Origin of the sequence: Deinococcus ficus (assembly GCF_003444775.1) — a bacterium.
GTDB classification, from domain to species: Bacteria; Deinococcota; Deinococci; order Deinococcales; family Deinococcaceae; genus Deinococcus; species Deinococcus ficus.
On record NZ_CP021082.1, the window covers coordinates 404,074 to 427,928 of the forward strand.

Below are 23,855 nucleotides of genomic sequence, written 5' to 3' on the forward strand. Positions count from 1 at the left end.
CGGACTACCCCTCAACGGGCGGGTGCCCGAGCGCCAGGCGCAGGTAGGGCGCCGTGCGGCTGCCGGGCACCCGGGCCACGTCCGCTGGCCGGCCCTGCGCCACCGCCTGCCCGCCTTCGTCACCGGCGCCGGGGCCCATGTCGATCAGCCAGTCGCTCGCCGCGACGACCTGCATGCGGTGCTCCACCACGATCACGGTGTTCCCGGCGTCCACCAGGCGGGCCAGCTGCCGCTGCAGGCGGTCCACGTCCGCGGGGTGCAGCCCGGTCGTGGGTTCGTCGAGCACGTAGACCGTCCCGCCCCGCAGGCTCCGGCCAAGTTCCGTGGCGAGCTTGATGCGCTGCGCCTCCCCGCCCGACAGTTCCGTGGCCGGCTGACCCAGCCGCAGGTACCCGAGCCCCACCTCCTGCAGGGTGTCCAGCGCGCGGGCCACCGGCCCCTCCCCCTCGAAGAACGCGTGCGCGGCGTCCACCGTCATGCCCAGCACCTCGGCGACGTTGCGGCCCCGGTACTGCACCTCGAGCGTCTCGGCGTTGTAGCGCGCCCCATGGCAGACGGGGCAGGGAGCGTAGACGCTCGGCAGGAACAGCAGTTCCACCATCACCCACCCCTCGCCCTGGCAGTGCTCGCAGCGTCCCCCCTTCACGTTGAAGGAAAACCGTCCGGCGCTGTACCCGCGCTGCCTGGCCAGAGGCGTGCCCGCGAACAGCCGGCGGACGTGATCGAACAGGCCCGTGTACGTCGCCAGGTTGCTGCGTGGCGTGCGGCCAATCGGTTTCTGGTCCACCCACACCAGCCGGGACAGCTGTGCGAGGTCCCCGCCGAGCTGCGCGGTGCCGCCGGGCGCGGCGTCCTCATCCTCCTCTCCGGCCGGCTGAGCGGGATGCCCGAAGTGGTCAGCCAGCGCTTCGACGAGCGCCTGACTCACCAGGGTGGACTTGCCGGACCCGGAAATGCCGGTCACGCTGGTCAGCACGCCCAGCGGGAAGCGCACGCTGAGGCCTTGCAGGTTGTTGCGGTGAACGTGATTGAGTTCCAGCCACCCGACAGGGTCACGCGGCGCCTGCTGCTCCGGGCCAGGCTGCGCGAACAGGTACCGGGCCGTGCTTGAGGCATGGACGGCCCGCAGCCCTTCCGGCGGGCCGCTGTACACGATCTCCCCGCCCCGCTCCCCGGCACCGGGCCCCACGTCCACCAGCCAGTCGGCGCGGCGGATGACGTCCAGGTCGTGTTCCACCACGAACAGGGAGTTGCCGCCGCGTTTCAGGCCGGTGAGGGCGGCGAGCAGCGCCTCGGTGTCCGCCGGATGCAGGCCCGCGGAGGGTTCGTCCAGCACGTACACCACGCCGAACAGGTTCGAGTACAGCTGCGTGGCGAGCCGCAGGCGCTGCAACTCCCCCGGCGAGAGCGTGGGCGTGGCCCGCTCCAACTGCAGGTACCCCAGGCCCAGGTCAAGCAGCACCTCCAGCCGGCGGGCAAGGTCCTCGCTCATGCGCTGCAGCGCGATGGCCTGCTCGGGCCGGTGCGCCGCCCGCTCGGCGTGCCCCGGGTCGCTTCCCTCGGCGTACGGGCGCAGCCGCTCCATCACCTGACGCAGGGGCAGCCGCGAGAACTCCGTGATGTCCAGCCCGGTGAACGTCACGGCGAGGGCCTCCTGGCGCAACCTCTTGCCGTGGCACAGCGGGCAGTCCTCGGCGATCATGTAGGCCTGCACGCGCCGTTTCATCGACGCGCTCTCGCTGTTCGCGAAGGTGTGCAGCACGTGCCGGCGCGCGCTGCTGAAGGTACCCATGTACCCGGGTTCCAGTTTGCGCTTCACCGCGCGCCGCGTCTCCGCGGGGGTGAAGCCCGGGTAGACCGGCACGACGGGCTGCTCATCCGTGAAGAGAATCCAGTCGCGCGTTTCCTGCGGCAGATCCCGCCACGGCACGTCCACATCGATGCCCAGCGTCACCAGGATGTCCCGCTGGTTCTGCCCGCCCCATGCCGCCGGCCACGCCGCGATCGCCCGCTCCCGGATGGTCAGGGACGGATCCGGGACCATGGACGCTTCCGTCACCGTGTACACCCGCCCCAGCCCGTGACACTCCGGGCAGGCGCCCTCCGGGGTGTTCGGGGAAAACCCGTCGGCGTACACGATGCCCTGCCCCGCCGGGTAGTCCCCGGCGCGCGAGTACAGCATGCGCAGCAGGTTCGACAGGGTCGTGACGCTGCCCACCGACGAGCGCGCCGTGGGCGTGCCGCGCTGCTGCTGCAGGGCCACGGCGGGCGGTAGACCCTCGATGGCGTCCACGTCCGGCACGCCCACCTGATGAAAAAGCCGCCGGGCGTACGGGGAGACCGACTCCAGGTACCGGCGCTGCGCCTCGGCGTACAGCGTGCCGAACGCCAGGGAGGACTTGCCCGACCCGGACACGCCCGTGAACACCACCAGCGCGTCCCGCGGAATCCGGACCGACACGTCCTTCAGGTTGTGCTCGCGGGCGCCGCGCACCTGCACGAAGCCGCTTTCAGTATCCCCAGGAAAGCCAGTCATGATCCCGGCAGGATAGGAGCCCCGCCCCCGCAGCTGCCCTCATGGACCTTGAATGCAGCGCCCTGGGGAGGAGCCCGGGCCGGTGTGCCTAACCGGCGCCGACCGGCAGGGCCGACACGCGCCGGGCATAGTCGCGCACCGTGGTCAGCGGGAAGCCCAGCTCCGCCACCCGCGGGTCGGTGGGCACCGGCGCTCCGCGGGCCAGGCTCAGCATCAGGGCCGCGAAGCTCTGCTCCAGCGGCGAGCCCGCCGACTCCTGCTGCGCGACCAGGGCCGCCTCGGGCACCTGCTCCACCTCGAACGGGCGGCCCTGCACGGCCTCGAACGTGCCGATCACGTCCTTCATGCTCAGGTGCTCACCCACCAAAGGCAGCACCGTACTCGCCTCGCCGTCCAGGCTGGCCACCACCGCCCGGGCGACGTCCGCCGCACTGACCCATCCGATCGGGGCCTCCCCGCTGCCCAGCACCCGGGCTCGCCCGGCCACCGGGTCAAAGCCGAGGGCCGGGCTCAGCCACACTTCCATGAACACGCCCGCGTGCAGGACCGTGGCCGTCATGCCGCTGCGCTGAAGCGCCGACTCGACCGCCCGTTTGGCGGCCGACAGGGGAGAGGGGCGCGGGCCGTCCAGGGAGCGCGGGTAGGACACGTACGCGAACTGCCGCACGCCGGCCGCCCGCGCGGCGGCCACGAGGTCGAGCTGCCCGGCGTGATCGACGGCCTCGAGGGGATCGAGCTGCTGGTCGCGCAGCGTGGTGGTCGCCGTCGAGATGACCGTGTCCACCCCGGCGCACGCCCGCCGCAGGGACGCGGGGTCCTTGAGGTCGGCCTGCACCAGCTCGGCCCCGGCGTCCCGGAGAGCCTGGACGACGGCCGGATCCGAGGTGGGCCGCACCACGGCCCGGACGGGGGTGGAGACGCGGGTGAGCAGCGTGGTGATCTGACGGCCGAGCAGGCCGGTGGCGCCAACGACGAGTTTCACGGGAACCTCCCTGGGTGGCGGACATGGATGACAGCGCGGTGCGTGCAGGCGCTGTCATCCGTTGTCCTCGTGGGTCAGCGGACCACTCACGCCGGTCCTGGCTGAGACGAGGTCCGCTGACTGCTGCCCTGGTAGGGCACAGGCGGGTCAGGGCGTGGGGATCATTTCGTTCATGCTGACAAAGCCGTCCAGCTCGGCGACCTCCACATCGTTGTCCTCGGCAGCCTGACCGGCGAAGGCCAGCGCCGTGTGCCGGCCGCCGGCGTGGTACCAGCGGGAGACGGTGGTGCCGTCTCCCACGTTTCTGGTGCGCACCGGGCCGTAGCCCGCGCCGTCCAGCATGGTGCCGAGGGTCTGCAGGCGTTCCTGGGTCTGGGCGAAGGTGAGATGGTGGCCGGCCATGGCGGCGATGCGGGCACTCAGGGAAGCGTCGCCCTGGGCGAGCACGCTGCTGAGCAGAAGTGCGCCGAAGAGCATCAGGCGGGTGGAGTAGCGGGTGGTCATGTTCCTCCTCCGGGGCAGGATGAGCCTGCGTGGGGGTCCAGGTTGGCGAACCCCCTTTAACGAATCGCGTGCGAACGCCCGACAGGACCAGGAAGAAGGCACGGTCGCCATGACCGCCACTCCCAGCGGAAGACGCTCCCTGTGGACGGTGGTGTGTGTCACTCGTCCCTCAAGGTTCCTCTGCGACCGACACCTCACGGTAGAGGACCGGTCACGTCGCCCGCATCGGCAGAATCTGGGGGGTCCTGGAACGGCACCCGGTAGAAACTGGGGGGCGATGCACGGAACGTGCATGTACGAGGGCCGCCGCGCTGTCACAGGCGTCAGGAGCCGGGTCTGAAGTCCTCTCCGCCCTCCACGAGGCCCTGCCCGAGCGCCCAGCGGGCCAGCTCGACGCGGTTGTGGACCTCCAGCTTGGCCAGCATGCTGGACACGTGCTTGCTCACCGTGGTCGCGCTGATCTGCAGGTGCAGGGCGATCTTCTTGTCCGGGATGCCCTGCGCCAGCAGCCGCAGCACGTCCCGCTCCCGGGCGGTGAGCGGTGCCAGGCCGGCGGGCGACGCGGGCGCCGCCAGGTGGTCGAGCAGGGCCTCGACGTCCGGCGCGAGCTCGTCCAGGCTCAGGGCGCATCCCTCGGCCCGCCACTCCAGGTACGGTGCGCCCCAGGCAGCGCGCAACTCAGCGTCCAGGCCCGCGGCGTGCGCCCGGAAGCAGCTGTCCCAGGGTTCACCGGTGCCGGCCCGCATGGTCTCGCTGCATCCGATCAGCCGGGCCGCCAGGCGCACCTGCCCAGCGTCCCGGGCGTGGAAGGCCATGTGGTAGAGCACCGTGTAGCGCAGCAGCAGGTTCGGCACCCGCCGCAGGTGCTGCCAGGCCAGCGGAGCCAGGGCGCGCGCGGTGTCCAGCTGGCCCAGCAGGTACGCCGACCAGCTCAACAGTGCACGGGCGAAGGCGAGGCCCTGCTCGCTGCCCAGGGCCACGCTGAGCTCCTCGGTCCGCGCGAAGCAGCGCTGCGCGTCCCAGGGCTGTCCGGCACGCAGGTAGGCCACGCCCAGGTTGTTGGCCACGTCGTTCATGCGCCGGAGGTCGTTTCTGGCCTCATACGACGCCTGCGCTCGCCGGAACAGAGGCAGCGCCCGCTCATGCTCGCCCCGAGAGGAGTACGCGGACGCGAGCAGCAGCAGCACGTCCGCTTCTCCCGCCGCGTCACCCAGTTGCCGGTACAGCGCCCCAGCGGCCTGAAGCGCATCCAGCGCCTGATCCAGGCGCTGCAGATTGCGGCTCGTGACCCCCAGGGCAAGCAGGGCCTCGGCGAGCAGCGCCGGCTCGCGCTCCGCGCCGGGCAGCGCGACCACCCGGCGCAGCCACTCATGGTGCTTCGGGGTGACGTCATGCTCCCATACGCCCTCCAGGGCCTGCATCAGCCGCAGCGCCAGCGGGGTCCGCTCGGTCTGCACCAGCCAGGCCAGCGCGGCTGTCAGGTTCGCGTCGTCCGCCCGCAGGCGCGCCCGCTCCTCCTCATCCTCCTGAACGCGGGGCTGGGCCTGCTCCGCCAGCGTCAGGTAGTACCGCGCGTGCCGCTCGCGGATCTTCTCCGCGTCTGACCGGCCGCCGAGCACTTCCGCGGCGAACTCCCGCACCGGTTCCAGCATCGTCCAGCGCGGTTCGGCCCCCCCTGCCGGATGCACCAGGCTGTGCTCGGCCAGCCCGATCAGCGCGGCGCGGGCCTGCGCGCTCCCGGTCACCGTTTCGAGGGCCGGCAGGGTCAGCCCGCCGACGAACACGCCGCATGCCGCGAACACCTCCCGCTCCTCCGGCGTGAGCAGGTCGACGCTCCATCCGACCGTGCTGCGCAGCGAGTGCCCATGATGCGGTCCGTCCCGGGGGCCGCCGCTGAGCACCTCCAGCGGACTGCTCAGCCAGGCGAGGAGGCCCTCCGGGCTCACCGCCCGCAGGCGGGCCGCAGCCAGCTCGAGCGCCAGGGGCAGGCCGTCCAGGAGCTCGCAGATGCGGACCACGGCCCGTTCCGCGGCCGGAGTCAGCTCGAACGCCGGGTCCACCCGGCGGGCACACTCGACGAACAGCTGCACCGCCGGACTCGTCCGCCCGTCAGCCGACGGCCCTGGCAGGGCCAGCGGACGGAGGGGCAGCTCATGTTCGCCCCGCACATGCAGCGCCGTGCGGCTCGTCACCAGAAGCCGGAGACGAGGCGCGTCCGCGGCGAGGGCCGCCACCTCCGCCGCGGCCGGCGTGAGGTGCTCGAAGTTGTCGAGCACGAGGAGCAGGCTGCGGAGTTGCAGGTGCTCCACGAGCCCCGCCTGGTCGAGCCCTGGCACCCGCAACGCCCGGGCGATGGCGGGCAGCACCTCCGCCGGTGACCGGAGGTCCGCGAGCTTCACCCACGCGGCCCCCAGGTCGAACGTCGGCCCCAGCCGGTACGCGAGGTCAAGCGCCAGGCGCGTCTTCCCGACACCGCCCGGACCGCGCAGGGTCAACAACCGGATCCGGCGGTCACCCAGCAGGCGGCACGCCACCTGCAGGGCCTCGTCGCGGCCCACCAGGGTGTTCGGGCGGGCAGGAAGCCCGCCGGTGCCCTTGTGGGTGGTCACGGCGAGACCACTGCCCCTGATGTTCTGATGCTCATGACCGCAGCGTCCTCCACTGTGCGTGAGCTGCGCGCCGGTCCATCCGGCTGGCCCCGCACGTGTCCCGGCAACCCCCCGGGCGTGACCGCGGAACTCAGCCGTGCGCCGCGGGGCGGCCCGCGCCGCTGAGCCTGGAGCGCGTTGGGCCGTGCAACCGCGCCGTCCACCGCTGCCGCAGGCCAGTCAGGCGTGAGGCCATCACCCAGTATTCCGACCAGACGAGAAAGCCCATGATATACGCACCGAATTTCAAGGTGTGCCGCACGATGGCCTCCGTGGGGTGACCTGCCGACGGTCAGAAACCAGGCTGGACTAAGGGGCTGGTGAATGGCGGACGAACCCCACCACCTTAAAATCAGGAGCGTCAAAGCAGCGTCCAAGCTGAGGAGAGCCCCCTGCTCCCCCTGTGTCCGACCCCGGCACAGCCCCAGGAGCCGACCATGGGCAAGGCATGACGACCCTCGAAATCCGCGTGCTGGGACCGCCCACCCTGCACCTGAACGGCCAGGTGTGCACGGTCCGGTCCCACAAGGCCCTGGCCTTGCTGTGCGTCCTGGCCATGTTGCGCGAGCAGTCCGTGGAGTCCCTGCGCGCCTGGGACAAGGCCATCGGTGCGGCGCAGGCTGTGAACACGCCTGGCCTGATCCCCGTCGTGCAGGCCCTCAAAACCCTCGTGCTGATGGAGCGCGGAGTCCACGAAGGGAACGACAAGAACGTACGTGACTCTGAGGCCCTGTGCGCGGCGACCCTGCCCGTGACCGAGGCGTCCGGCGAGCAGTTCGCGTACACCCTCCTCGTCACCCTGCAAGGCCGCCTGGCCGCCTGGCGCGGCGACGTGCAGGCCGGACTGAGGCGCGGGTGGCAGGGCGTCAAGCAGGCGTTCGACACGCAGAACGGCATGGTCGTGCAGCTGGCCCTCCCCCTCCTGATGGCGCTGCTTGCCGAGGCCGGCCGCACCGAGGATGCCGGGCTTCTGATTGGGTATGCCCTCCACGGCCTGGACACCACCGCTTGGCTCAGGACTCGTGCCTGGCGGACCCAGGAGACCTTGTCTGATGGAGAGAGCGGGGACGGCAGGGTCTACCCGCCAGGTGAGCCGCCCATCATCACCCAGGTGCTCCGGGTTCTGCAATCGCGCCCGTGGGCCGAAGACAGGCCATGAGCAAACGGCCCGGCACATCTTGCCGGGCCTCCCTTTGGTGTCTCCATTCAGCGAACGGTGCAGGCGGACTTACGGCACGGTGTAGACGTTATCCGGCGTGTTCCCGTTGACTGATCCCCCCGCCTGGGCGTAGGACGCTGTCTTGAGGTTAAAGATCCCGCCACCGTGCAGAGTGGCGGTGTTCTGTGTGACGGTGCCGGAGGTGATCGTCAGGCTGCCATCGTTGAAGAAGCCGCCCCCGTTGTTGCTCGGATCGGTGACGACGTTCCCACTGACGGTCGCTCCGGACAGAGTGAACGTCGCCGCCGGGTTGGCCTGGAAGGCACCGGCGATCTGCACGCCCGCGCCCCACGGCGCCCTGTTGTCGCGGATAACGCCGCCAGAGGCGGTCATCTTCGATCCTGCGTACAGGCGGACGCCGCCCCCTCCCTGCTGGGCGGCTGATGGAAGAACGGTGTTGCCACTGATGGTGCCGCCCGTCATGTTGACGGTGCCGTTCACCGTCAAGCCGCCCCCGGTGCGGGTGGACGTGTTGCCACTGATGTCTCCACCAGCCAGATTCAACACCGCGCCCGCGAGTACCCGAATGCCGCCCCCTCCATCCGTCGGGCCAGTGGTGGAATTCCCTGTGATGCTTCCCCCAGTGATGTCCGCGGTCGTGTTGCGGGACAGGACAAGACCTCCACCGGCGTTCGCTGCGGTGTTGTTTTTGATGGTGGCAGCGCCACCGAACGTGAGCTTGAAGCCGGCGCCCTGGGGAATGTTGACGCTCACGCCCCCACCGTTCTGGGTGGCCGTGTTGTTCTGAATGGTGCCTCCCGTCACGTCCAGGGCACCCCAGGTGTTCACGCCGCCGCCGTACATGCTGCTGTTGCCCTGGATGACCCCGCCGGTGATGGTCGACTGCGCCCGCAACCACAGGCCGCCGCCGCCGGTTTCCAAGCTGCCTGTGGTCTTGTTGCCCTCCACGGTCCCGCCCGACATGGCAAAGGTCGGGTAGATGGTCGTGGCGCACGCAGTGTCGGCGCAGTGGGCTTGGGACACAACACCCCCTCCGAAGTACGAGGCGGTGTTGTTGCTGATCGTCCCGCCCTGCACGTCGAGCGCGCCGGTCGTGTAGATCCCGCCGCCTGCACTGCCTGTGGCATTCCCCGTCACCCCTGACAGTGGTTCGGTGGCCTCGTTGCTGCTCACGCTGCCGGACTTCAGGGTCACGACCGTATTGAGGGTGCTCTGGATGCCGCCGCCAGACTGCCGGGCCTCGTTGGCATCGACGTGCCCGCCGTCGATGATCAACTGGCCCATGTTGAACACCCCACCCCCAGTGCCGGTGTACTCCCCTGGCTGGGTGACCGTGATGCCTGGGGCGGTGTTGGCGGTCACCAGAGCGTCGTCGAGCAAGGTCAGTTTGCCGGTGCTGAGGACGGCGATGCCGCCGCCGTTGTCCGCCGTGCCGCCGGTCACGGTGGTCCCGGTCAGGGTGAGGCTGCCGGCCGTCAGGATCACGCCGCCGTACGTGGCCAGGCTGGTGGCCTGTTCGTGAACGCCCGCTCCAGTCCCCAACGTGATCAACCGGCCCTGCCCGCCGGTCAGCGTGCCGCCCTGAAGGGTGGCGTCGGCATCCGCGGCGACCTCGAGGACGCGTGACGTGCCTCCGGCATCCAGCACCACACCGTCCAGGATCACGGTCACGTCCTTGTCGATCATCAGGGGAGAGGTGAGGGTGACGGTCCCGGTCGTGGTGAACCGCAGGGTGTCCCCGTCCCGGGCGCCAGCGAGGGTGTCCCGGAGACTGCCCGGCCCGGAGTCGGCCAGGCTGGTGACGGGCGTGCCGGGCAGGGCGGTGGGGCTGCAGGCGGCGAGCAGGAGGCCCAGGGTCAGGATGGGACGGCGTGCCATGTTCATAGAAGTCCTCCCTCTACCCTTCAGGAAAGGGACGGAGGGTGGAAACGTCCCTTCCCGTCAGGGTGATGTGAGTGTGCGGACCTTCAGGTCCAGATTCCGTCCAAGAGTCGTCCACGAGGTTTTCTTCTGGTGTTGCCAGGACCGAACACCAGTGGGGAACCGGCCCGCATGACACCCCTGCCTTCCGGCGGTGTCCACCAAGCGCTCAGGAGGGGAAGATTGACGCTCCCAGATGACGCTGGATAGACGGTCACTCGATTACACTTCACGCACTTCCTCGACCGACTTTGTTCCAACTTCCCTTCCAGTCGGCGCCCCGGCTCAATCGCCTCGTCTGCAAAATATCGAGACCGCTTCCACCCTCGGAAGGACCGCAGTCAGACCCGCCCCAGGAGGCCGCCATGCCTCGCACGGAAGCCAGTCAGGACATCCAGCGCGCCCCTCGTTACGTCTTCGGCGATGGCACCCAGCTCGAGCCTGAACCCAAGTGGGCCGGCGTCCTGCCCGAAGCGAAGCGCCGCGCGCCCCCGGCGGCCGGGCAGGACGAGCCCCACTCCGCGGTCCGCAGGTTCCTGCACGGCAGCTCGAGGCGATGGACGGGCCGGTGCCGCACAATCGAACCGCTCCAGAGCGAACTCCTTCTCCTCACCAACCCCTTCAACCAGCCCATCCGCGGCCTGAACCGCTTTCCGGAGGTCTGACCATGAAGCGCAGACGTGCAGGCTTGGTGCGGGCCCTCTTCTCCACGTCGCCCCTGGCGGTGCCCGTGCGCGGCGCCCTGACCGGCCAGATCGTGGACTGGCCGGGCGGACCCGCGGTCCGTTGCGGGGCCTGACCTGCACCGCCCGGCCGCCAGGGATCCCGCGACCCATCCCGAGACGCATTCACCGAACCCCTTTCCCGAGTTCTTCACCTTTCCCAGGAGGCCGTTATGCCGCAGACCATGTCAGCCGACATCCACACCGCCATTCAGGCCGTCAACCAGCAGTTCATGGCCGCCCTTGCCCGCGGCGACGTTCCGACAGCGGCATCCCTGTACACCGAGGACAGCGCCGTCCTCCCGGCCGGCCAGCCCGAAGTGCGCGGACGCCACGCCGTCGAGGCGTTCTGGCAGACCGCGCTGAACCAGGGCGTCACGGGCATCGACCTGGCCACGCGCGAAGTTCAGGCCATGGGAACGGACGCCTTCGAAGTCGGCTGGTTCACGCTGCATGGACCGCACAGCGCCGTGCTTGATGAAGGGCATTACATGCTCATCTGGCGGCACGAGAATGGACACTGGCGCGTTCACCGCGACATCTTCAACTCCAGTCCGTCTCCGGTCCAGGACGCAGAACCGGCGACGTGAGCGGCCCGATCCGGAAGGACGAGTCGGACGACCCGTCAGGTAACCGCTCCATGGTTGACGGGCTCCTTTCACGGACTGGCCTTCATTCCCGCTGGACAACGAGGCGGAGGTTCCTATGCCTGACGGAAGCCAGCGGCGCACGCCTGGGGCCGTTCCCATCGGTCCGGCTGATTCTGACTCCGAACCCGCGACCCTGGTGCGTTGGCCAAACGGTTTCACCGCTCAACCCCTGCGCCCTGAGCCGCCCTTGACCCTGCCCTGGCCTTGCTTTCCTGGGCAGCCGATGGAGGAGAGCTGCGGACGTGCCTGGGGGCGTATCGCTGACTGTTGCGGCCCGGTCAGCGTCACCCCCTTTCCGCCTGTAGGCCTGGCACACTGACCTCGACCGGCGGCAGCAGCCCACTCGTGACCTTCAGCGAGGACGACATGCCTTCCACGAACCTACACACGCTTCGACAGTTCGAACCCCATCAACTCCAAGAGGTCGTCCGCGAGGCTACCGGGCAGGGAACCCTCCAGGTCACCGACTTCACGGTCGCCGTCCTGAGCGAGCAGGGCGTCACCAGCCAGGACAGCCTCTTTCTGGTGCAGGGCCATGCCCGGACGGGCAAGACCCGCGAGCCGTGGGCCCTGGTCGTCAAGAGCTTTTCCAGACCGGAGGCGCATGCGGATCCCAGTGACCTGTTGTTTCTGCACCGGGAGGTCGAAGCCTACCGCTCCGGGCTGCTGACCCCGCTGGCCGCACACCTGCGGGCGCCGCGAGTCTACGCTGTCACCGAGCAGGGAGACCAGGTGTGGCTGTGGCTGGAACACGTTCAGGAAACAGCCGGGCGGGTGTGGACACTGGGCGGGTACACGCACGCGGCACAGCAACTGGGCGTGTGGAACGGCGGCTACCTGACGGGACGGCCGCTCCCGGAAGCCCCCTGGTTGTTGCGGGACCTGGCACGCCAGTGGTCCACGATGTTCGGCCTGGCCTCTGGCAAGCCGTCCGCGCAAGGCTCTGTCTTCCGTCCCGACCTGAGCGCACGAATCGAGCGTGCCTGGGAGGGACGGGAGGTGTTCCTGGACATGTTGCGGCGCCTGCCTCAGGTGTTCTCCCACTTCGACTTCCACCGCCGGAACCTGCTGAGGCAGGGGGACGACGTGATTGCCCTGGACTGGGCGTGGTGCGGCCTCGGTCCGGTGGGGGGCGACCTCGTCGCGCTGATCGGCTCGACCTGCATGTTTGGCGAGTGGGACGTCCGGCAGATCGGGGCGCTGGACTCGGCGGTGTTCGGAGCGTACGTCGCCGGGCTGCGTCAGGCCGGTTGGCCGGGGGACGCGCGCCTCGCCCGGCTCGGGTACGCCGCCTGGATGCCACTGCACTTCGGGGTGGTCGCCCCGAGGTTGGTGGAGTTCTGGACGAGTGAGGAGCGGCAGGCGCGGGCCGTGACTCTGTTCGGCACGAGCCCCGCCGAGCTGACGGCAAGGTGGTCGGCCCTGTGCGAGTGGAGCCTGGACCGCGGGGACGAAGCCATGGCCCTCTGGTCGGACCTCGGTCGGGAGGGCGCGACAAGTCCGCGAACCGTCCCGCCCGTGAGGAGGCCCACATCTGAACCGACGGCACGTTCTGTGGAGGGAGGAAAGACATGATGCAGGAACAACCCACCCGCCTGACGTCGTACTTGCCCAAGGAGATCTTCTACACCGCCACCCGAACCTTCGAGGAGGATCAGGACGGCGCCCGGGAAGGCCTGGCCACGTTCCTGGTGTGGCTGGATCAGGTCCCGCCTGAGAGATTCCATGTGCCGGTCGCGCCGGGAAAATGGAGCCCGGCCGAGTTCGCCGACCACCTCGCCAAAGGCAACTGGCTGTTCACGCGCCGACTTCAGGAGCACCAAGACGATCAGCCGCTCGCTGACGTGGGCTACGGCGCGGTCTTCCCGGACGGCCGGGTCGTGGCTCACGCCGGGATGGAACCGACGCCCGGCAAGGAACGGGAAAGTCTGATCACAGAGTTGCGGGCGTCCGCGGCGGCACTGGAGGAGGCCATGCAGCAGTACCGGCAAGCCGGCCGCTTGGATGAGGTCTGCGTGCCGCATCAGTACTTCGGGCCGTTGACGGCGAGGGAGACCATGCAACTGGCGATGGTGCATTACCAGCGGCACCTGGGACAGCTTCAGCCGTCCTGACACGGCTGGCCCCGGGCGCACCCTCACCCGCGCATGAACCCGCACGCCCACACCACAGACGCCCGTAGGGGCGTCTCTCCCATAAGGAGCTCCGCGGATCATGGCACCGCGGGTCATGGAGGCCGGCGGTGTGGGCCTCGGTCCCGCGTCAGGGCCTGGATCACGAGGGCAACCACCGGTTCCCTCAACGAAATGAGCGTCAGGAAGCGCTGAACCCGGCGGCGAACCAGGACCCGGTCATCTTTCCGGGCCGGGATCCCTGCACACTGCGCTCACTGCTTCCTGAAGCCCAGGCCCTGATCTCCCCCCCTTGCAGCGACGGGACCAGGACACGGGGAGCCCACGGGCGTTGCAGAAACGGGCCCCGACAGGACGACCGGTGGCATGCACGAGCAGGAGCCAGGCAAGACGAAGGTCAGGGGAGTTCTGATGGCAGACCGATCGCGTCGGTTGTGCCCGTTTCCTCAACGATGAAGACGGTGAAATTCAGGATGGACGATTTTTTGACACCCGGTTCCCTACCGTCCTGACAGCACCCTCACCCAAGTCCAGTGATGCACGCGTGCCTGGCACCCGTGCCGTCCCAGCCCTCACCCAGAGAGGAGGTGTCATGACGCGATCGCCTTCCCCCGCAGGCCCTCACCCCGACCGGACAGGCGCGGCTTTCCACGGCGTCCGTTCAGGGAGCCGCCCATCCCCTGACCTTCAAGACCCGTTGCGCAGTTGAGGTGAATTGGGCAGAGTGACGGCATGCTTCAGGTGCCGCGCCTGGCCCAGCGTCCCCGGTCCTTCGAGTCGCTGTGTGGCCTGAACCCCAGCGAATTCACCCTCCTCGCTGAACAGCTCGAGCCCCTGTGGATTCGGGCGCACCGGACGTCCCTCCTGCGGGAGGGACGGCAACGCCGTATCGGGGCCGGCCGGCAGTTCAAACTCGATGTTCCCCACCGTCTGCTGCTGACGCTGATCTACTTGCGACACTATCTCCCGATGCATCTGTTGGGCGTGCTGTTCGAGATGGATGCCGCCAACGTCTGTCGGAACGTTCATGCGCTCCTGCCGATCCTGGAGCAGGCGCTGCCTGCTCCCCTCCGCGCCCGGACGCTGGACAGCCGCAAGGTCACGCCCGACGACGCCCCGCGTCGTCGGCTGCGCACGCTCGAAGACGTCCTCGAAGCCTTCCCGGAGATCGCCGACATCATCATCGACGGCACGGAGCAGCCCCGAGGACAACCCAAGCAGAAGAAAGGCAGCAGTCCCGGAAAGAAGGCCGTCGGGCGGCCCAAGGACCAGAAGAAGTATTTCAGCGTCAAGAAGGGCACCCATACGCTGAAAACGCAGGTGGCGGTGACCCCGGATGGACTCGTCGTGCACCTCAGTGCGCCCGCCGGCGGGCGCACCCATGACATGAAGGTCCTGAAACAATCGCGACTGTTGCCCCGACTCCCCCGGGGGAGTCGCGTGTGGGGCGACCGGGGGTACACGGGCCTGGACAAGCTGTGCCCCGACCACGAGGTGATCGTTCCCCGGATGCGCCCCAAAGGCGGCACGCTGAGTCCGGAGGAGCGGGAGCTCAACCATCAGATGTCCAAGGTGCGGATCACGGTGGAGAACGTCGTGTGTAAGCTGAAGAAGTTCCACGTTTGCCGGGAGTTCTACCGAAACGACACCCGGCGACACGGCCTGTTCTGGGGCTGTGTGGCCGGCCTGGTCAATCTCCGCACCATGAGCCGCGCACCACAGTTCGCCTGAATCACCAGACCACAGATCGGGGGAGGCAGCGCCTCCCCCGATCAACTCGCATCCCAACTGCGCAATCGGTCTTCACCCGAACCAGGAATGGTCCCGTTGTCCCGGGGCGTCCCACGCTTCACGGGAGGAAGCCCGCCCACGGCGCCTGTCAGACGGGGCACGACAAGGGCGTCTCCCACGCGGACCGAGTCCGGGCGAGCGTCTGAGCCTTGAAGCGGGGACCTTCGAACGGGGGCACATCGCCCGGACAGGGCACGTTCACTGTCGTGTGGCGCCAGGACAAAGGCGTCAGGCACAGGCGGCCCGAAGCCCTCAGTGTGCGGAATGCGCCCGAATGAAGGGGCGACCGCAGGCCACGCTCCGGCCCCCCGGGCACCGCGAGGACCCCTCATGAACCGACCCCACATCGCCCTGTTCGGCCTGCTGCTCACCGCCTGCTCCGCTCCCCCTCCGGCCAGCCCCGCAGAGGTGCTGCCGGAAGGCCTGATCCAGCTTCACCTGGAGGACAGCGTCACCTCCCAGGGCCTGTCGGACCTGAGGTCCTTCGTCCTGACGGGCAAACCGGGCCAGACGACCACCGTCGGCGTGGTGCTCGACGCGCCGGGCAGCACTGCGTACAGCCTGACGGCTTCCCCCTGGCTCTCGCTTACCCCCACCAGCGGCCCCCTCAAGAAAGGCCTCGCCTCGCTGAAAGCCACCTTCACCTGCCCGGCCCAGCCGCAGAACTTCCTGGGCACCGTCACGGTCGACGCCACCAACATCACGCAGCGGGCCCTGATTCCCGCCGTGCTCGTGTGCAAGACCAGTGCCGCCCCCTCGACGTATCTCTACCCGCCAGTGACCGACGTGACCCCCGGCAGCAGCGTCACCAGCCAGGCCGTGCGCCTCACCGGGCTGTCCGGCGTGACCCCCCTCACGGTCCTGGGCGGCACCCCCATCGTGAACGGCGTTCCCGTGCCCGCCACCGGCAGCACCGTCAGGAAAGGGGACTACCTCGCCTTGCAGGTGCAGGCCAGTACCCTCGGCAAGACCACGGTCGCCGCGGTCGCCAACGCGGGCACCTTCAACGGGCTCTTCCTCGTCTCCACCCGGACGATCACCGTCCCCAGCACCCTGAGCGCCTCCCCCGACCGGCTGGACTTCATGGACGCCCTGCCCGGCAGCGCGCAGACGCTGACCCTCACCCGCAGCGCGGACCTGGGCGTCCCCACCCTGACAGGCACCTGCGCGGGGGTCGCCACGGTGACCGCGGGGGGCAGCACGTCCACCACCAGCAGCTACACCGTGCGCCCCGACGGCCCCGGCAGTTGCAGCCTGACCTTCGCGTCCGGCGTCGTGCAGGCCAGCGTCCCCATCACCGTCACCACGACCAGCGTGACCCCCTACTGAAAGGAGCGTCCCATGAAACGGTCCCTGTTGATCGCCGCGCTCCTGCTGGGCGCGTGCAACAGCCCCTCCCCCATCACCCCCGACGCCGCGGAGATCGGCAGCCCCGGTCAGGGGGAGGCCGTGGTCCGGCTGATGCTGCCCCACCTCAAGCCTCTGCAAGGCCAGTACCTGAACCCCACCAAGACGGCGTCGCTGACCGTACAGGTCGACAACGGACCCCTCACCACGCTGAACCTCGCCGACCTCACCTGCACGTCCGCCGGCTGCCCCGTGAACCTCTACGTCTCCGCCGGCACGCACACATTCACCGTGAAGTCCTACAGCGCCTCGAGTGTGCTGATCTCGCAGGGCACGCGCAGTCTGAACGTGATCCTCGGGCAGAACAACGCCCTGGAGCTGGCCCTCGACCCGGTGATCACCTCCCCTGTCCTGCGCTCTGCCGTGCAGCAGGTTGACCCTGCCACCAAAGTTATCGGGAATTACACGCGCTTCCCCTACGCGAACGGTCGCAGCCTGGTCGCGTACTACGACATCCTTGCAAAAGACGCTGTCGGCGACCCCATTCCCAGCATCCTGTGTGGTGATACGTGGGTAACGATTACGAACATCAGTGATGCGAACTACCCCAACCGCTACCGAGTGATGCTGACCTTCCCGGGTACCCATACGCTGACGGCCAAAACAGGCTCCAGCTGTGGTACAGGGAGTGTTATAGCGACTCAGGAAGTGAAAACGGTCAGCAGTGCAGGAATTGCCGGTGGTGACCTTCATAGCCTGGCTCTGATGGCGGGCGGGACGGTCCGCAGCTGGGGCGACAACCGCGACGGCCAGTTGGGTGACGGTACGAGCAATCAAAGGCTAATACCGGTCCAGGTCAGCGGCCTCACCAATGTCGTCGGGGTGTCAGGCGGCCACAGCCACAGCCTGGCCCTGATGGTGGATGGCACCGTGCGCGCTTGGGGAAGCAACCTTATCGGTCAGCTGGGAGACGGAACCAGTGGCACCGACCGGCTGACACCCGTCACTGTCAGCGGGCTCACCGATGTCGTCGGGGTGGCCGGCGGCGGCAGTCACAGCCTGGCGCTGAGAGCGGATGGTACCGTGCGCGCCTGGGGAAATAACGGCAGCGGCCAGTTGGGAGACGGTACGAGCAATCAAAGGCTAGTACCGGTCCAGGTCAGCGGCCTCACCAATGTCGTCGGGGTGGCAGGCGGCGGCGGCTACAGTCTGGCCTTGATGGCGGACGGCACTGTGCGCGGCTGGGGAGCCAACAGTATCGGTCAGCTGGGAGACGGAACCAGTGGCACCAACCGGCTGACGCCCGTCACAGTCCTTGGAATTACAACCAGTTCTCCCGCAGCCATCCCTTCGCCTTAGCTCGTCAGGAGCCGAACTTAGCTCTTCGCTCTTCACCCATCAAGGAAGGTATGCCATGACTCGCACGAACGCTGCCCTGCTCCTCACGGCCCTGCTCCTCGCCTCCTGCTCCCAGCAGGCCAGCCTTCCCAGTGACACCCCCAGTGCCAGCCCGGTCACGGAGAACCCCACGGGGACCGCCACCGTCCGCGTCTTCATTCCGAACGTGGCCCCGCAGGGCCTGCGGCCGCAGTACCTGCCCGGCACGACCACCGGCCTGCGCGTCCGGCTGGGCACCTTCGACCAGACGTTCCCGGTGGGCGCCGGGCAGGCAGGCTGCGAGGCCGTGACCGGAGGTGTGACCTGCACGTTCACCCTGACGGTCCCGGCGGGCGAGCAGACCCTCCGCCTGGATGCCCTGGACGCCGCCAATCACGTGCTCTCCACCGCTTCGCAGTCGGTCACGGTCGTCAAGGGGCAGAACAACGCCTTCAACGTGCTGCTCACCGGCGTACCAGCGGCCGGGGCGGGCAGTCTGGGCGTGACCAGCCGCCCCGATGAGGTCACCGGCCCAGCCGGGAACCTGACCCTGGACCGCGGCGGCGCGTTCAGCCTGTCGGTCGCCCTGCGGGACGCCAGCGGGCAGACGATCATCAACCCGGGCCTGCCGGCCTTCAAGGTGTGCAGCAGCAACGCGGGCTTCAGCCTGACCAATCCGACGACCGAGACGCCGACGCTGACGGCGCCGGAGCCCACCGGGACGACGCAGTCGGCCACGCTGTACGTCCCGGCCGACGGGAACTGCGCGACGACGGCGGGCCCCCTGGCGAGCGTGAACGTCTCCGTGCCGGCCTTCCACCTGGCGCTGAGCGTGCCGGCCAGTGTGGTGGCAGGGTCGAGTGCGGTGACGAGCGCGCAGCTGCGCACGGCGCTGGACAACGTGCTGAACATTGCTGGCCGGACCGTCGCCTTCAGCACGAGTGCGGGCAGCATGAGTGCGGCGAGCGCCACGACGGACGCCACCGGGCAGGCGTCCGTGAACCTGATCGCGCCGGCCTCGGTGACGACCGGCACAGTCACGGCGTCCAGCGACGGGGTCACCGCCAACGCCAGCTTCACGACCACCGCCGGCACCGCCGACGACACCACCTCCACGGTCGTGGTCAGCCCCGACGCGGTGAAGGTCGGCCAGACCAGCGCGGTCACGGTGACCCTGAAGGACGCCAACGGCAACCCGGTGACCACCACGCCCACCCTGAGCGCCACGGACGGCGCCGTCATCGGCACGCCGACGGCGAGCGGCAACATCTTCACCTTCCCGGTGACCGCGCCGGCCACCCCGGCGACGGTGGTCTTCACGGCCAAGGTCGGCAGCAGCGTGGTCGGCACCGGCAACCTGGCCGTGACGCCGTACGCGCTGCTCGTCCGGGACGGCGTGAATCCGGTGGTCGCGCAGTACGACTTCACGAGTGCGGCACCGAAGACCTTCGCGGTCAGTGAGCAGGGCTACGCCGGGGCGTTCACCGTGCAGGCGAGCAATACCAACGTGACAGCCTCCCTGAGTGGCGGCACGCTAACGGTGACGCCGGTGCGGGCCGGCCTGACGACGATCAAGGTGCAGGACGCCTACGGGCAGGAGGTGACGTTCGACGTCAGTGTCACGACGGTAAGCATCACGGTCTACTGAGCGCACTGGACCTGGCCTGACCCCACTACGGCAGGCTGGGTCCGGGACACCCCTTTCGAAGGCGATGCTGCTGGGGAGGCCTGCGATGAAATCGAGAAGTCTGGCGTTCAAGGTCACGTCCGTCTGGCTGCTGCTGGCCGGCGTGCTGCTGCTCTTTCCCACCGTCGGGAATCAGGTGTTCGGGCTGGATCTGACCAACTGGGGGATCGCGTCCGAGTACGGGGGCGTGCTCCTGGGGGTCGGCGCGCTGTACTGGCTGTTCTCCACGGACGCGGAGCGGTACGCGCCGGCGATGGGCGTGATCGCCGCCGGGCTGATGCTGAACGTGGTCATCAATCTGTACTGGTGGGCGGTCGGTCACTACGCCTTGCAGAGCGCGGTCTTCAACGTGGTCATCAACACGCTGCTGGCCGGGTGGATGTGGACGGTCAGGCCCCGCTCACGTGTAGGCGTCCGGGAAACCACGCCGGTCTGAGGATGGATGGGTTATGCAGGCGGCCTGAAGGGCACCTCTGTCCTCCAGGCTGATGGGTGACAGCTGAAACAACCCGAGGGATCCAGGGCGTCCTTGATTACCTACGGCCTTTCGATTCGGTTTTGACCCTCTGGGTGCGGAGATCCCTTTGGGTTCGACTGGGTCAGGAGAACCGCCGCGACCCTCCTCTCGCCAGGCACCTGGGCTCGACGGGTCCCACTGGCAACCGACGGGGTAAGGCTGGCTCGGTGACGTCCCAGGTGTCAGGTTCTCAACCGTAAGGCAAAGCCCGTCGAGATCGCGCATTGCCTTGCCCTCACGGTCCCGGTGAGGGGTCAGTACGTCTCTCGCCTCGAGTGGACCACGCAGAAGAGGCGCCCGGATGGGCGCCCCTTTCAGATAACCGGTTCAGGCGTGACGGGGTGTGCCGAAGGTGGCAGGCGTGACGATGGTGCTCGTCATGGGGCGGCGCAGGAAGCTCAGGGCGGCGATCAGGGCGGCGGCGGCGATCACGGCGTAGCCGGCGTAGAGGGCGATGCTGCCCATGAGCCAGAAGGCGTAGGCGGTCAGGAGGATGCTGCGCAGGCTGTCGCCCATGAACAGCGTCTGCCGCAGTTCACCCAGCTTGGCGACTTCCGCCTTGTCGGCCGTGGGGTCCTTGCTCGCTTTCATGAACGCGCCGCTGACCTCGGTGTACGTCTTGCCCTGACTGGAGGCCATCATGTGTTCCCAGATGTAGTTGTTCGCATACACCTGCGCTTTGGGGCCGGTGTCCAGGTCCGTGCCCAGGTAGGGCTTCAGCGCATCCTGGGAGGCCTGCGGGAGACTGGCGGTCGCTTCGGCGACCGGCATCTTGATGCGTTCCTGGTTGAGCTGCGAGGTGACGTACCCGTGCGCGAAGTTCCCGGCGATGGCGAGAACGATCCCCACGACGAAGAGGATGAGGCTGGCGATCAGGCTGGTGGTCTTGTTCATGAGGTGCTCCTTGGGGGGCAGGAGGACCTGTGCGGGCGGCTGAATCTGGGGGGCCGCGACTGACCTGTCGTCCTGTCGACGTCGAGTGGTTGCGCGTGGGCAACTTCTGACTTGGGGCCAGTGTAAGCATAATCCTCGGGTTATGTGTCCCCGGGACACTTGCCCTTTTTGCCGTCCTGGCGCGGATTTTTACCGGATTGTCCCGGAGATTCGGCACGACCAGGGTCTGCCCGGATCCACATCGTCTCCTCGCGCATCACGGCCCTGGTGGAGACCAGGTCGGCGTGCTTCAGCCTCGGTGGACGCTGGAAAGACGGTCGTCCACCTACGCTTCGGGAAGGTCATCCTTCACGTGCCTCCTGGTCTCTCCGCCAGGAGGCGCCGGGAATCATCTGCCTTTCCGCTCCTGGCCGGAGTCGTCCCCATCACCAGCCTGGACGACTTCTCCCGTTCCAGAAGGCTGACTGGCCCCCACAGAAGCCAGTCACCTCACCAACAGGATCTGCAACGGAGGGCAACATGTATGACGACCTCAGGATCTCCGGGACACGCGGGCGCCAGTCGGTCGTCCCGGCTGCGCTTCCAGCAACGGCGGCCCTGTTCGGTGTCAATGGCGCACTCCTGGCGAGCTGGGTGGCGGAGGTCCCGGTCGTGCGTTCAGAGCTGGACCTGTCGGACGCCAGGCTCGGGGTGGCCCTGGCCGGCGTGACTTTGGGCAGTGTCCTGAGCCTGCCGTTCACCACTAGGTTGCTCCGGCGCCTGCGCCCGGGGGGCGTGACGTTCCTCAGTGGGGCCGTGATGGCCGCCGGTCTGGCACTCACAGGCTTCGCGTCGTCCTGGCCGCTGCTGGTTGCCTCACTGGTCGCGTTCGGAGCCGGCTTCGGCCTGATGGACGTCGCCCTCAACGTGGTGGGGGTGCGGTTGGAAGCGCAGCTGCACCGGTCGCTGCTCTCCCGCCTGCATGGGATGTACAGCCTGGGCGCCCTGCTGGGCGCGCTACTGGGGGCGCTGCTCATCACGCGGGGCTGGGACCGGCCACAGCACCTGACGGCCCTGAGCGTGCTGGGCCTGATCGCGGCCGCGGGGTGTTCCCGGGGATTGTCGGCCGTGACCGACTACGACGCCGGTGACGCGTCTCCCGCCCCGGCCTGGCGGGGTGGACTCACCGTCCCCCTGGCCATGCTGGGCCTGCTGGCGTTCGCGGCCGCGGTCGCCGAGGGGGCAGTGGGCGACTGGGCGGGGGTGTACCTGCGTGAAACGGTCGGCAGCCCTCCCGGTGTGGCCGCCCTGGCGTTCGCCGGATTCTCCCTGACGATGCTGCTGGGCCGCCTGGCCGGCGACGGCCTGGCAACCCGGTTTGGTCCTGGCCCCGTGGGCGCCGGAGGGGTGACCATCGCGCTCGGGGGACTCGGGCTGGCGGTGGGCGTGCCGGTCCTGGCGGCCTCGACGGCGGGGTTCATGCTGTTCGGTCTGGGTCTGTCGGTCCTGGCGCCGCTGACCTTCAGCGCCGCGGGGCACTGGTCCGCTGGGAATCCCGCGGCGATGGCGGTGGTGGGTGGGGTCTTTTACGCCGGGTTCGTGGCGGGTCCACCCCTCCTCGGGGTGGCGGCGCAGGGGTCATCGCTGCGCCTGGCCTGGCTGGTGGTCGTGGTGCTGTTGGGGGTGGCCCTGGTCCTGACACCGTGGCTGTGCCGGCGAACGCACGAGAAGACTTTGGAAGCTGCAGCGTGACTTCGTTGCTTCTAAGAGCATGAATCACTGGACGCCTCCTCAGTCTGGTGTTTTCCACTGCGGCGCCCAAGGTGTGAGATCAAGGTGCCCTGCGGGCGTCCGAATTGGAGGTGCCGCCGTCTGTTCATGCTGCGGGTGACCGGGCCCTCCAGGGAAAGAACGCCGTCCGCCTGCTCAGGCGGGGCGGCTGCAATTCTTGAAATCCGCCGGACCGGCCTCTCACTCGGAATAGCCCGCCCACCGGACCTGAGTGGGGACCGGTGCCCATGCTGGAGCGCTCTACTTCTTCACAGCCCACGTCTGGGGGGTCATCGGCACACTGCGCATGCCCATGAGGTGGAGTTTCATGCTCTGGTCGGGGTTGAACACGTACTCCTCGAACCTCTCAACCATCGACCAGCCTGCCGGGAGCTTCAGGTTGTAGCGCTGTTCAGAGGCCACGGTGTCGCGGGTCTCCTTCGTGATGACGCTGCCGATCACCGTGACCGGCCGCTCCGCATAGGCAAAGTACCGGCCCTGGCGTGGCCGCCAGGGGTCGGGATCCAGAACGTCGAGCTCGGCGTCCATGTCGTCTCCACTGATGAGGCTGATTCCTCGGAGCTCCGGGTTGCCCTGCACGTGCAGCGCTTTGATGACATTCCACCGGGCGTCCGGGTCGCTGATCTTGACGCCGCACTGATCGGCGCTGCACGAGGCTCCTACGAAATAGAGCCGGTCAGTGGTTTTCAGATAAGGGCGCATCATCGCGGACTGGTCGGTTAATTGAAGGGTGAACGTCCCTGTGGCGGTGATCTGCCCGCTGATCAACACGTCGTCATTGCTGGTGACGAGGCCGATCAATTGAGTCCCGTGTGTCCACCCGGTCACCTTGCCACTGTGGGCGACGGGCGCGGCGAGGGCGAGGCCGAACAGCAAGCCGGCCAGCGGGAGATGTCTGGGCTTCATTGTGCTTAAGATAACAATCGGACCGCTGTGCCGGAGACGCAGATACGCCCACGTCACAGTGCTATCAACAAAGTGCACCGACCCGCCATCGATCCGCGCCTTGAAATAGAGCGGTCCAGTCGAAACCGTGTCAGTCGGTCTCGTTCCACCGAGCGCGTCAAAGCCAGGCGACACGTGCACCACCGCGCCACGAGCCTCCACGGGGACGTGGCCGGCCTATCGCGGGCGTTGAAGCCAGCAGCGCAGATGCTCGCCAGCGTCGTCCTGGCGAGCATTCCTCGAAGTGCAGTTC

Annotated in this window: 18 protein-coding genes; 11 read left to right on the forward strand and 7 right to left on the reverse strand. The window is 68.5% G+C overall.

Annotation, left to right across the window (positions count from 1 at the left end; all coding sequences use genetic code 11):
• Positions 1-4 precede the first annotated feature (4 nt).
• The 4 genes from DFI_RS15465 to DFI_RS20975 all read right to left on the reverse strand — a co-directional run bounded on the left by DFI_RS15465 (position 5) and on the right by DFI_RS20975 (position 6,631).
• Positions 5-2,536 carry an excinuclease ABC subunit UvrA gene (locus DFI_RS15465; RefSeq protein WP_027463695.1) on the reverse strand — a complete coding sequence of 844 codons (2,532 nt, stop codon included), beginning with the start codon at positions 2,534-2,536 and terminating at the stop codon, positions 5-7.
• A gap of 88 nt (positions 2,537-2,624) precedes the next feature.
• Positions 2,625-3,518, reverse strand: coding sequence for an SDR family oxidoreductase (locus DFI_RS15470; RefSeq protein WP_027463694.1), 894 nt, complete (start codon positions 3,516-3,518; stop codon positions 2,625-2,627).
• 147 nt (positions 3,519-3,665) lie between these two features.
• Entirely contained in the window at positions 3,666-4,022 is a 357-nt protein-coding gene (locus DFI_RS15475) for a hypothetical protein (protein WP_027463693.1), read from the reverse strand.
• Positions 4,023-4,345: 323 nt separating this feature from the next.
• Entirely contained in the window at positions 4,346-6,631 is a 2,286-nt protein-coding gene (locus DFI_RS20975) for a LuxR C-terminal-related transcriptional regulator (protein WP_027463692.1), read from the reverse strand.
• Positions 6,632-7,118: 487 nt separating this feature from the next.
• On the opposite strand from DFI_RS20975, the gene DFI_RS15485 reads away from it, so the two are divergent.
• Positions 7,119-7,829 (forward strand): hypothetical protein, encoded by a 711-nt coding sequence (locus DFI_RS15485; protein WP_027463691.1) that lies wholly within the window; start codon positions 7,119-7,121, stop codon positions 7,827-7,829.
• A gap of 69 nt (positions 7,830-7,898) precedes the next feature.
• Here DFI_RS15485 and DFI_RS15490 read toward each other — a convergent pair whose 3' ends face one another.
• A complete protein-coding gene (locus DFI_RS15490) occupies positions 7,899-9,728 on the reverse strand; it encodes a beta strand repeat-containing protein (RefSeq protein WP_155864575.1) in 1,830 nt (609 codons plus the stop codon).
• Positions 9,729-10,135: 407 nt separating this feature from the next.
• Between DFI_RS15490 and DFI_RS15495 the strand changes: the two genes are divergently transcribed.
• From DFI_RS15495 to DFI_RS15535, 9 genes are all read left to right on the forward strand, one after another.
• Positions 10,136-10,435 carry a hypothetical protein gene (locus DFI_RS15495; RefSeq protein ID WP_027463689.1) on the forward strand — a complete coding sequence of 100 codons (300 nt, stop codon included), beginning with the start codon at positions 10,136-10,138 and terminating at the stop codon, positions 10,433-10,435.
• Positions 10,436-10,665: 230 nt separating this feature from the next.
• Positions 10,666-11,082 (forward strand): YybH family protein, encoded by a 417-nt coding sequence (locus DFI_RS15500; protein ID WP_027463688.1) that lies wholly within the window; start codon positions 10,666-10,668, stop codon positions 11,080-11,082.
• A 426-nt stretch (positions 11,083-11,508) separates the two neighbouring features.
• Positions 11,509-12,717, forward strand: coding sequence for a phosphotransferase (locus tag DFI_RS15505; protein WP_155864574.1), 1,209 nt, complete (start codon positions 11,509-11,511; stop codon positions 12,715-12,717).
• Positions 12,714-13,256, forward strand: a complete 543-nt coding sequence (locus DFI_RS15510) for a DinB family protein (RefSeq protein ID WP_027463686.1) — start codon at positions 12,714-12,716, stop codon at positions 13,254-13,256. Before DFI_RS15505 ends, DFI_RS15510 begins: the two co-directional genes overlap by 4 nt.
• A gap of 750 nt (positions 13,257-14,006) precedes the next feature.
• Complete coding sequence (locus DFI_RS15515; protein WP_118375969.1) at positions 14,007-15,005, forward strand: transposase family protein; 999 nt, start codon at positions 14,007-14,009, stop codon at positions 15,003-15,005.
• A gap of 390 nt (positions 15,006-15,395) precedes the next feature.
• The gene (locus tag DFI_RS15520; RefSeq protein ID WP_027464330.1) at positions 15,396-16,394 is read left to right on the forward strand and encodes a hypothetical protein; all 999 of its coding nucleotides are present in this window, start codon (positions 15,396-15,398) and stop codon (positions 16,392-16,394) included.
• Between the two features lie 12 nt (positions 16,395-16,406).
• A complete protein-coding gene (locus tag DFI_RS21045; RefSeq protein WP_051308364.1) occupies positions 16,407-17,771 on the forward strand; it encodes an RCC1 domain-containing protein in 1,365 nt (454 codons plus the stop codon).
• Between the two features lie 55 nt (positions 17,772-17,826).
• A complete protein-coding gene (locus tag DFI_RS15530) occupies positions 17,827-19,437 on the forward strand; it encodes a hypothetical protein (protein WP_051308366.1) in 1,611 nt (536 codons plus the stop codon).
• Positions 19,438-19,522: 85 nt separating this feature from the next.
• Entirely contained in the window at positions 19,523-19,912 is a 390-nt protein-coding gene (locus DFI_RS15535) for a hypothetical protein (RefSeq protein WP_027464331.1), read from the forward strand.
• 408 nt (positions 19,913-20,320) lie between these two features.
• On the opposite strand, the gene DFI_RS15540 is transcribed toward DFI_RS15535, so the two are convergent.
• On the reverse strand, positions 20,321-20,887 hold the full coding sequence (locus tag DFI_RS15540; RefSeq protein ID WP_051308368.1) for a hypothetical protein: 567 nt from the start codon (positions 20,885-20,887) through the stop codon (positions 20,321-20,323).
• 651 nt (positions 20,888-21,538) lie between these two features.
• Here DFI_RS15540 and DFI_RS15545 point away from each other — a divergent pair.
• Positions 21,539-22,618, forward strand: a complete 1,080-nt coding sequence (locus DFI_RS15545) for an MFS transporter (RefSeq protein WP_155864623.1) — start codon at positions 21,539-21,541, stop codon at positions 22,616-22,618.
• 279 nt (positions 22,619-22,897) lie between these two features.
• On the opposite strand, the gene DFI_RS15550 is transcribed toward DFI_RS15545, so the two are convergent.
• On the reverse strand, positions 22,898-23,563 hold the full coding sequence (locus tag DFI_RS15550; RefSeq protein WP_027464332.1) for a hypothetical protein: 666 nt from the start codon (positions 23,561-23,563) through the stop codon (positions 22,898-22,900).
• Positions 23,564-23,855 lie beyond the last annotated feature (292 nt).